10 protein-coding genes are annotated in these 9,408 nt (G+C 77.3%); 8 read left to right on the forward strand and 2 right to left on the reverse strand.

All coding sequences use genetic code 11. The features are described from left to right. The first annotated feature begins 140 nt into the window (after positions 1-140). A complete protein-coding gene (locus tag GTQ99_RS15035) occupies positions 141-329 on the forward strand; it encodes a DUF2795 domain-containing protein (RefSeq protein WP_166616552.1) in 189 nt (62 codons plus the stop codon). A 28-nt stretch (positions 330-357) separates the two neighbouring features. Here GTQ99_RS15035 and GTQ99_RS15040 read toward each other — a convergent pair whose 3' ends face one another. Then, positions 358-576 (reverse strand): hypothetical protein, encoded by a 219-nt coding sequence (locus GTQ99_RS15040; protein ID WP_166616553.1) that lies wholly within the window; start codon positions 574-576, stop codon positions 358-360. Positions 577-702: 126 nt separating this feature from the next. Here GTQ99_RS15040 and GTQ99_RS15045 point away from each other — a divergent pair, with 126 nt between their 5' ends. The 5 genes from GTQ99_RS15045 to GTQ99_RS15065 all read left to right on the forward strand — a co-directional run bounded on the left by GTQ99_RS15045 (position 703) and on the right by GTQ99_RS15065 (position 4,407). Further along, positions 703-1,389, forward strand: a complete 687-nt coding sequence (locus GTQ99_RS15045) for an iron dependent repressor, metal binding and dimerization domain protein (protein ID WP_166616554.1) — start codon at positions 703-705, stop codon at positions 1,387-1,389. Next, entirely contained in the window at positions 1,386-2,111 is a 726-nt protein-coding gene (locus GTQ99_RS26995) for a PfkB family carbohydrate kinase (RefSeq protein ID WP_166616555.1), read from the forward strand. Before GTQ99_RS15045 ends, GTQ99_RS26995 begins: the two co-directional genes overlap by 4 nt. Before the next feature lies 1 nt (position 2,112). After that, positions 2,113-3,129 carry a Gfo/Idh/MocA family oxidoreductase gene (locus GTQ99_RS27000; RefSeq protein ID WP_166616556.1) on the forward strand — a complete coding sequence of 339 codons (1,017 nt, stop codon included), beginning with the start codon at positions 2,113-2,115 and terminating at the stop codon, positions 3,127-3,129. Between the two features lie 132 nt (positions 3,130-3,261). Next, complete coding sequence (locus tag GTQ99_RS15060) at positions 3,262-3,687, forward strand: hypothetical protein (RefSeq protein WP_166616557.1); 426 nt, start codon at positions 3,262-3,264, stop codon at positions 3,685-3,687. A gap of 33 nt (positions 3,688-3,720) precedes the next feature. Continuing rightward, the gene (locus GTQ99_RS15065; protein WP_166616558.1) at positions 3,721-4,407 is read left to right on the forward strand and encodes a histidine phosphatase family protein; all 687 of its coding nucleotides are present in this window, start codon (positions 3,721-3,723) and stop codon (positions 4,405-4,407) included. A gap of 50 nt (positions 4,408-4,457) precedes the next feature. Here the strand turns inward: GTQ99_RS15065 and GTQ99_RS15070 are convergent, their stop codons facing one another. Next, a complete protein-coding gene (locus GTQ99_RS15070; RefSeq protein WP_166616559.1) occupies positions 4,458-6,065 on the reverse strand; it encodes a HAMP domain-containing methyl-accepting chemotaxis protein in 1,608 nt (535 codons plus the stop codon). A 214-nt stretch (positions 6,066-6,279) separates the two neighbouring features. On the opposite strand from GTQ99_RS15070, the gene efeO reads away from it, so the two are divergent. Next, positions 6,280-9,117, forward strand: coding sequence for an iron uptake system protein EfeO (gene efeO / locus GTQ99_RS25260; RefSeq protein ID WP_166616560.1), 2,838 nt, complete (start codon positions 6,280-6,282; stop codon positions 9,115-9,117). After that, positions 9,114-9,408: Dyp-type peroxidase domain-containing protein (locus tag GTQ99_RS15080; protein ID WP_205707540.1), on the forward strand; the 295-nt coding region annotated here is incomplete at its 3' end. The genes efeO and GTQ99_RS15080, both read left to right, overlap by 4 nt.

Raw genomic sequence — 9,408 nt, forward strand, 5'->3', positions numbered from 1 at the left:
GGGGTCGGGGGTCACGCGGGGATCCTCGCAGCGTCCGGGCGCGGCGGGTGCCCCGCGCGCCGGCCCCGGGCGGGTGTGAGGCGCGTGCCAGCGGGTACACGAGGCAGGACGGACCCCTCACCCACCCAGGAGGAGCACTGATGGCCAGCGTGAGCCCCATCGACGTCCAGAAGGCCCTGCACGGGGTCGGCTACCCGTCGGGCAAGGACTCCCTCGTCGAGGCGGCGAAGGGCAACGGCGCCTCCGGCGAGGTCCTGGACGCCCTCGGAGCCATCGCCGACAAGGAGTACGGCGGCCCGACCGAGGTGTCCGCGGAGATCTTCGACTGACCCGCGGCGCCCGCCGGTGCCCCGCGCCTCAGCCGGCGGTGCGGGGTGCCGGCTCCTCGGCCGGTGCCGCGGGTGCCGCGGCGCGGCGGTGCCCCAGCCGGTGCCGGGCGGCGGCGGCCCACGCCAGCGACAGCACGGCGGCGGCGGCCGCCTGCGGCCAGTGCGCCGAGGCCGCGGACACCACGGCCACCACGACGAGGGCCGCGCACAGCATCAGGTCCCCGGCAGCCACCCAGCGACGAGGCATCGCTTCCTCCGCAGTCCGTCCGACGGTGTGCAGGTCGAGCGTAAACCGGAGTTCGGCGGACCGAAACCCGAGGCGCCCGAACGCCGCGGCCCCCGTCCCGGAGCGCGGCGGTGGCAAGCTGGGCCCGTGCCCCGCCCCACGACGACCCCCGCGGCCGAGGACTGCCTGAAGACCGTCTACGCGGCGGGGGAGTGGTCCGACGACAAGATCACCCTGTCGATGCTCGCCCAGCGCCTGGGGGTGTCCGCCTCCACCGCCTCGGAGGCCGTGCGCAAGCTCACCGACGCGGGGCTGCTGCAGCACGAGCGCTACGGCGGCGTCGAGCTGACCGAGGCCGGCCGCCTGCAGGCCCTGGCCGTCGTGCGCCGCCACCGGCTGCTGGAGACCTTCCTCGTCGCCGACCTGGGCTACTCCTGGGACGAGGTGCACGAGGAGGCGGAGGTCCTGGAGCACGTCGTCTCCGACCGCATGCTGGACCGCCTGGACGCGCGGCTGGGCCACCCCGAGCGCGACCCCCACGGCGACCCCATCCCGCGCCCCGACGGCACCGTCCCGCAGCCGGGGGCGCACGGCCTGGCCGACGTGCCCGAGGGCGGGGTCGGCGTCGTCGCCCGCATCTCCGACGCCGACCCCGACGTCCTGCGCTACTTCGCCGACCTGGGCATCGGCCTGGACGTGAAGCTGGAGGTGCTGCACCGCAGGAGCTTCGCCGGCACGACGGTCGTGCGGCTGGGGGGCCGCCGGGAGGTGGACCTGGGCGACCCGGCGGTCGCCGCGATCTGGGTCCTGCCCGGCGTGGGGGAGGCGCGGTGAGCACCCGGCGCGACGAGCACGGCCGCCTGCTGGCGGACAAGACGCACGACGTCGCGGTCGTCGTGGGCGGCCCCGACGTCCCGGGCGGCCCGGGCGGCTCCGACGGCGAGGGCGGCAGGGGCGCGCGCCAGGCCGCCGCCGCGACCCGCCTCGGGCGCTCCGTGGTCGTGGTCGCCGCCGTCGGGCAGGGGGCCGACGCCGCGGCCGCCGTGAGCGGTGCCCGGGTGCTGCTGCTGCACTGCGGGGTCCCCGACGAGGAGCTGCTGGCCGCCGCGGAGCTGTGCACGGGGCTGCTCGTGCTCGACCCGGCACCGGCGCGCCCGCTGCCCGAGCGGCTGCTGGCGCGCACCGACCTGCTCGTGCCCGGCGCCGGGGAGCTGGCCGTCCTGGCCGGTGCGCCGGTGGCCCCCGACGTCGAGGGGCTCGCGGCCCAGGCCCGCGCCGTGCGCCCGCGGGGGACGACGATCGTCGCCCGCGGCGGGCTCGGCTCCGTCGTCGTCACGCCCGGCGGGGTCGCCGAGGTGCCCGCGCTCCGGCCGCCCGACGGCGACGGCTTCGTGGCCGCGCTGGTCGACGCGCTGCTCGACGGCGCGGGCCTGGTGGACGCGGCGCGCCGGGCCGGGAGCGCGGGCGGGAGCACGGACGTGAGCACGGACGGGAGCACGGACGTGAGCACGGACGGGAGCACGGGTGGGGTCGGCGAGCGCGTGGAGGTGCTCTGAGGTGGACGGCACGGAGATCGGCTGGGGCTTCGTCGGCACGGGCGGCATCGCGCAGACCGTGGCGAGCGCGCTGGAGCTGGCGCCCGGTGGCCGGCTGGCCGCCGTGTGCTCGCGGGAGCTGGGGCGCGCCGAGCGCTTCGCCGCCGACCGCGACGGGCACGACGTGGCGGCCTACGACGACGTGACGGCCATGCTCGCCGACCCCGCGGTCGACGTGGTCTACGTGGCGACGACCCACCCGCAGCACCACGCGCCGGCGCGCGCGGCGCTGCTGGCGGGCAAGCCCGTGCTCGTGGAGAAGCCCATGACGGCGAGCCTGGCCGCCACCCGGGACCTCGTGGAGCTGGCCCGGCAGCGGGGGGTGCTGCTCGTGGAGGCCTACTGGACGCGCTTCCTGCCGGGCACCGCGGCGCTGCTGGAGGTCGTGGGCTCGGGGGCGGTCGGCGAGGTGCTGGGCGTGCACGCCGACTTCGGCTTCCCCGCGCCGGAGTCGCTGCGCCGCTTCCACGACCCGCAGCTGGGCGGCGGCTCGCTGCTGGACCTCGGGCCGTACCCGGTGGGCCTGGCGCTGACGCTGCTGGGCACCCCCTCCAGCGTCGAGGTGACGGGCTCGCTGACGCCGTCGGGCGTGGACCGGCAGGTGGCGCTGGCGCTGGGGTGGCCCTCGGGGGCCGTCGCGGCGCTGTCGACGACGATGGCGGCCCGCACGGCCTCGCGGGCCTGGATCGAGGGCGAGCGCGGCTGGATCGAGGTCGACGCCCCCTTCCACGAGGTGCCCCGCTTCACCGTGCGCAGCAGGGGCGAGGACGGCGCGGAGCGCGTGGAGGTGCACGAGCACGCCGTCGCGCAGGGGCACCGCTTCGTGCTCGAGCACGTGCACGCCCTCGTGGCGGCCGGGGCGGCGGAGAGCCCGCTGGTGCCGCTGCGCTTCTCCCTCGACCTCGCGGAGGTCTTCGAGCGGGCGCTGACCCGCCTCGGCGCCGAGCGCGCCCTCGAGCTCGGCGACGCGGCGCCCTGACCCCTCGGCCCCGACCTCGCGGTCCCGAGCGCCGCTGCTCCGTCCGGGTGACGGGGGCTCAGGTTCCGGCGCACCGTGCCTGACACTGGGAGTCACACAGCAAGCACTTCACGTGACGAACAGGAGACGGCGATGCGACTGGGAACGGTGACCGCACCCCCGGCGGTCCGCAGCGCGTCCCGCCTCGACGCCGCGCAGTCGGTGACGCCGGTGCGGCGCATCACCCCGGACTGGATCGACGAGGACCCCCTCGACGAGCTCACCCAGTCCGACCGCGCGCTGCTGCTGCACCTGTACGGCGGCACCGGCGCCGAGGACGACGGCAGCGGCGGCGCCCGGGTCGGCGAGGCCCCCGTGGCCGACCTGGCCCGCGAGATCAACCGCGAGCGCCGGGCCGGCTCGGTCTCCGGCCGGCGCGACCTGACCGCCGAGGACCTGCGCCGCATCCTGGGCCGCCTCACCGTCACCGCGCGCGAGCCCGTCCCCGTCGAGCTGCAGGTGCGCCTCATGACGATCCTCAGCGGCACCTCCGGCGGCCACCTCGACGTGGTGCTCTGAGCGGGTACCGCGCCGCTCTGGGAGGCTGAGGCGGTGCGCCTCCTCCTCGTCCGCCACGGTCAGACGCCCTCCAACGTGGACCACCTGCTCGACACCGCCGTGCCCGGCGCGGACCTCAGCCCGCTGGGCCGCGAGCAGGCCGACGCCCTCGCCGACCTGCTCGCCGACGAGGGCGTCGGCGCGATCAGCGCCTCCACGCTCGTGCGCACCCAGCAGACCGCCGCCCCCCTGGCCGCCGCCCTCGGCCTGCCGGTGGCCGTCGCCGACGGGCTGCGCGAGATCGAGGCGGGCGAGCTGGAGATGCGCGGCGACGAGGCCTCGGTGCGCCGCTACCTGGAGGTCGTGGCCGCCTGGCTGCACGGCGACCTCGAGGTCGCCCAGCCCGGCGGCGAGGACGGCCGCGCCTTCCTCGCGCGCTACGACGCCGCCATCGCCGAGGCCGTCGAGCGCGCCCGCGCCGCCGGCACCACCACCCTGGCCGTCGTCAGCCACGGCGCCGCCGTCCGCACCTGGGCCGGCGTGCGGGTGCGCAACCTGTCGGCGGGCTTCGTCATCGCCACCGGCCTGCTCAACACCGGCGTCGTCACCCTGACCGGGTCGCCGGAGGAGGGCTGGACGTGCGAGACGTGGATGGGCGCCGCCGTCGACGCCGAGCAGGCGCAGGCCGCCGGCGCCGGACCGGCCGGCGAGCCCGCGCGGGAGCCCGGCTCGGTCTTCTGAGCCGGGCTCCCGGGGTGAGCTCCTGAGGCGGGCTCCCGAGGCGGCGCGGCTCAGACGCGGAAGCGGCCGACGCTGGCCTGCAGCTCGCTCGACAGCTGCGCCAGGTCCCCGGACGCCTGCCGGGTCTGGTCGGCGGCGCGGGTGGTGGCCGCCGCGCTGTCGGCGATGGTGGAGATGTTGCGGGCGATGTCCTCGGAGGAGTTCGCGGCCTCGCTGACGTTGCCGTTCATCTCCGCGGTCGTGGCGGTCTGCTCCTCCACGGCCGAGGCGATCGTCGTCTGGTAGTCGCTGATGCGGGCGATCACCTCGCGGATCTCCGCGATCGCCGAGACCGCGCGCGTGGTGTCGGCCTGGATCGCGTCGACGCGGTGGGTGATGTCCTCGGTGGCGCGGGCGGTCTGGCCCGCGAGCTCCTTGACCTCGCCGGCGACGACGGCGAAGCCCTTGCCCATCTCCCCGGCGCGGGCGGCCTCGATGGTGGCGTTGAGGGCCAGCAGGTTGGTCTGCTCGGCGATGGCGGTGATGGCGCGCACGACGTCGCCGATCTCGCGGGAGGACTCGCCGAGCTTGCTGACCGTCGCGTCGGCGGTGGAGGCCATCGCGACGGCCTGCTCCGCGACGCGGGCGGCGTCGGCGGCGCTCACGCTGATCTCGCGGATGCTCGCGCCCATCTCCTCGCTGCCGGCGGCCAGGGTGGCGACGGTGCGCGAGACCTCCTCGGCCGCGCCGTGCACCAGCCCGGCCTGCGCGGCGGCCGCGTCGGCGCCGCCGGCCAGCTCGGCGCTGGTCGCCGACAGCTGGCCGCTGGCCGAGGACAGGGTCGTGGAGGTGAGCGTGATCGAGCCGACCATCGAGCGCAGGCTCGAGGTGGCCCGCTGCAGGCTCTGCGCCATCCGGCCGATCTCGTCGCGCGAGGAGATCCCGGTCTCGCGGGTCAGGTCGCCCTCGGCGACCGCGTCGAGGACCGCGCTGACCCGGCCCAGCGGGCGGACGATGCCGCGCACCACGACGACCGCGATGACCAGCGCCAGCAGCAGGCCGAGGCCGCAGACCAGCGGCACGAGGGTCATCGCCGAGGCCGCCGAGTCCGCCGCCGCGTCGGTGCGCGCCTTCGCGCGCGCCTCCTCGGCGGCGCCGGCGGCCTCGATGGCGTCCGCGCCGGTGCTCACCACGGGCAGGACCTGCTCGCGGTAGACCACGGCCGCGCCGGCGACGTCGCCGGCGTCGGCGGTCGGCACGAGGACGTCGTGGAAGAGCCGGTCGATCTCCTCCTTGGCCTCGCGCACGGTCTCCACCTGCGCGGGGTCGGCGGCGTTCTCGGCGTAGGCGTCCAGGCCCGCCTGCAGGTCGGCGGACTTCTCCTCGAACTGCTCCAGCAGGTCCGCGCGCACCTGCGGCGAGGCCGCGGGGTACTCCACGACGCGGGCGCGCGCCGCCTGGTAGCCGCGCTGGGCGGCGGACAGGTCCACCAGCGGCTGCACGCTCTGCGAGTACGAGGTGGCGGTCGCCTCGCGCAGCTCGGACAGGCGCACGGTGGCCAGGCCGCCGACCGTCACCGCGACCAGCGCGCTGACGGCGACGCCCGCGCCGATGCGCACCGCGACCGGGCGGTCGGCGATCCACGAGCGGTTGCTGGTGTCGGACGGGACTGCGGCCATCGGAGCTCCTCGGGGGATCACGGCGCGGACGACGCCTCCCCCCGCTGATCGGCACCGGGGGGCGGGGACCTGAGCCGGGCGGCCGACCAGCCGGCCGGCCGCGCGGTCCCCGGCGGGGACGTCACGGGTGGCGCACGGCAACCGTGCCCGTCCGGAACCGTGGCCCCGCAGCAGTTGTGGACGTCCTGTGCGCCTTCTGGGAGGGTTCGGCGCCATGAGCGCACGCTCCCTGTCCGCGGTGCTGGTCTCCGGCCTGCTCACCACCGTCGTGACCGCCCCGGGCGCGGCCGCCGCCGGGGCCCCGCCGTCGGCGCCCGAGCGCGCGGCCGTCGCCACCGGCTACGGGGGAGCGGTGGCCAGCGTGGACCCGGAGGCCACCGAGGTCGGCCTCGACGTGCTGCGCCGCGGCGGCAACGCCGTCGACGCCGCCGTGGCCACCGCCGCCGCGCTCGGCGTCACCGAGCCCTACTCGGCCGGTGTCGGCGGGGGCGGCTTCCTCGTCAGCTACGACGCGACCACCGGCGAGGTGCGCACCCTCGACGGCCGCGAGGAGGCGCCCGCCAGCCTCGCCGACGACTCCTTCCTGGCCCCCGACGGCACGGCCCGCCCCTTCCCCGAGCTCGTCAGCTCCACGCTGTCGGTGGGCGTGCCCGGCACTCCCGCCACCTGGCAGCGGGCGCTGGCGGAGTCCGGCACCATGACGCTGGCCGAGGCGCTCTCCGGCGCCCGCTCGCTGGCCGAGCGGGGCTTCGTCGTCGACCAGGAGTTCCACGACCAGACCGTCGAGAACGCCGAGCGCTTCCGCGACTTCAGCTCCACCGCGCAGCTGTTCCTGCCCGGCGGCGACGCCCCCGCCGTCGGCTCGGTCTTCACCAACCCCGACCTCGCCCGCACCTACCAGGTCCTCGCCGAGCAGGGCGCCGGCGCCTTCTACGGCGGTGAGCTCGGCCGGGCGGTCGTCGACACCGTGGCGGCCCCACCCGTCGCCGACGGCGTCACCCGCGAGGTCCTGCGCGGCGGCATGGTGCTGGACGACCTGCTCGCCTACCGGGCGCTGGAGCGCGTGCCCACCCGCGTCGTGCACGACGCCCCCGCCGCCGGCGGCCCCGTCGAGGTCTACGGCATGGCGCCCCCCAGCAGCGGCGGGAGCACCGTCGGCGAGGCGCTGCAGGTGATCGACGCCGTCGCCGACCAGCGCGGTCCCGCCGCCGACGACGTCCAGCTGGAGCACCGCAAGCTCGAGGCGGCGGCCCTGGCCTTCGCCGACCGCAACCGCTGGGTGGGCGACCCCGACGTCCAGGACGTCCCGCTGCACCGGCTGCTCTCCCCGGGCTTCGCCGCCTCGCGCGCCTGCCTCGTCGAGGACGCCGCGGTGCTCCCGCGCCCGGTCGCCGCCGGGGACGGCGCCGCGTGCGGCGCGGGCGCCGGCGCGGCCGAGCAGCCCGCCGAGGGCCCCTCGACCACCCACCTCGTCACCGCCGACGCCTCGGGCGACGTCGTCTCGTACACGCTGACCATCGAGCAGACCGGCGGCTCCGGCGTCGTCGTGCCCGGGCGCGGCTTCCTGCTCAACAACGAGCTCACCGACTTCTCGACCGGCCCGGCCGTGGCCGGGGTGGTGGACCCGAACCGGCCCGGCCCGGGCAAGCGGCCACGCTCGTCGATGTCGCCCACCATCGTGCTGCGCGACGGCCGCCCGCTGCTGGCCACCGGCTCGCCCGGCGGGGCGACGATCATCGGCACGACGCTGGGCATCCTCGTCGACCGCCTCGACCGCGGGCGCAGCCTGCCCGAGGCGGTGGCCGCCCCCCGCGTCTCCGAGCAGAACGGCCCCGCCGCCAGCGCCGAGCAGGCCTACGTCGACTCCCCGACGGGGCAGGCGCTCGCCGCCCTGGGCCACGTCTTCACCCCCGTCGAGGAGATCGGCGCGGCGGCCGCGCTGGAGGTCCTGCCCGACGGGCGGGTGCAGGCGGTGGCCGAGCCGCGGCGCCGCGGCGGCGGCGCGGCCGGCGGCACGGTGCACGTGAGCATCACCGACGACGGCTGCACGGCCGAGCCCACCTCCGTGCCCGCCGGTGCGGCCACCTTCGAGGTCGTCAACGACGGCGCCACCGCCGTCACCGAGGCCGAGCTGGTCAACGCCGGCGGGCGCATCGTCGGCGAGCGGGAGAACCTCACCCCGGGCCTGTCCGCCAGCTTCTCGCTGCAGCTGGAGGCGGGCGAGTACACGCTGCAGTGCCCGAACGCGGCCAGCGAGACCTCGCCGTTCACCGTCACCGGGGCGGCCGCCGCGACCGCCGGCACCGAGGACCCGCTGTTCGCCGCGGCGACGCAGGGCTACCAGGACTACGTGAAGGCCCAGGTCGCCGACCTCGTCACCGCCACCGACGCCTTCGCCGCGGCCGTGCAGGCCGGTGACGTCGAGCGGGCCAAGGCCCTCTACGGGCCGGCGCGGGTGCCCTGGGAGCGGGTGGAGACCGTCGCCGAGAGCTTCGGCGACCTCGACCCGCGCGTCGACGCCCGCCTCGCCGACGTCGCCGACCCCGCCACCTGGACGGGCTTCCACCGCATCGAGCAGGCGCTGTTCGAGCGGGGCAGCACCGCCGGCGCCGCGCCGGTGGCCCAGCAGCTCGTCGCCGACGTCGCCGAGCTGCACACCCTCGTGCAGACGACGACCTACCAGCCGGCCGACCTGGCCAACGGCTCCAGCGGCCTGCTCGACGAGGTCGCCAGCTCCAAGGTCACCGGCGAGGAGGAGGCCTACTCGCACCTGGACCTGCTCGACTTCGCCGCCAACGTCGAGGGCGCCCGGCGCGCCTTCGACCTGCTGACCCCGGCGCTGCAGGTCACCGACCCCGAGCTCGTGACGACCATCACCCAGCGCTTCGACGACGTCGACGCCGCGCTGGCGCCCCACCGGCAGGGGGACTCCTACGTCCTCTACACCACCCTGTCGCAGGACCAGGTCCGCGACCTCGCCTCCGCCGTCGACGCCCTCGCCGAGCCGCTCTCGCTGGTCTCGGGCAAGGTCGTCGGCGCCGCGCAGCGGTGACGCCGCCCCCGCGCCCGAGCAGGCGCGGCGTCCTCACCGGCGCGGCCGTCGCCGGGGCGGCGGGCCTGGGCGCCGGGGCCGTCGCCCTCGGCGCCCGCACCGGCACCCCCGCGGCCGCCGCCCCGCGCACCGTGCCCTTCCACGGCCCGCGGCAGGCCGGCATCACCACGCCCGCGCAGGACTCCCTCGTCTTCGCCGCCCTCGACGTCACCACCGGGCGGGCGGGCGAGCTGGCCGACGTGCTGGCCCGCTGGGGCGAGGCCTGCGCGACCATGACCACCGGCGTCCCGG

It is taken from the genome of Kineococcus vitellinus (genome assembly GCF_009906315.1).
Taxonomy (GTDB): Bacteria; Actinomycetota; Actinomycetes; order Actinomycetales; family Kineococcaceae; genus Kineococcus; species Kineococcus vitellinus.

What these genes read in the sequence shown, in the direction of transcription:
- GTQ99_RS15035 (WP_166616552.1), top strand. Translation starts at nt 141, where the DNA reads ATGGCCAGCGTGAGCCCCATCGACGTCCAGAAGGCCCTGCACGGGGTC.
- GTQ99_RS15040 (WP_166616553.1), bottom strand. Translation starts at nt 576, where the DNA reads ATGCCTCGTCGCTGGGTGGCTGCCGGGGACCTGATGCTGTGCGCGGCC.
- GTQ99_RS15060 (WP_166616557.1), top strand. Translation starts at nt 3,262, where the DNA reads ATGCGACTGGGAACGGTGACCGCACCCCCGGCGGTCCGCAGCGCGTCC.
- GTQ99_RS15070 (WP_166616559.1), bottom strand. Translation starts at nt 6,065, where the DNA reads ATGGCCGCAGTCCCGTCCGACACCAGCAACCGCTCGTGGATCGCCGAC.
- efeO (WP_166616560.1), top strand. Translation starts at nt 6,280, where the DNA reads ATGAGCGCACGCTCCCTGTCCGCGGTGCTGGTCTCCGGCCTGCTCACC.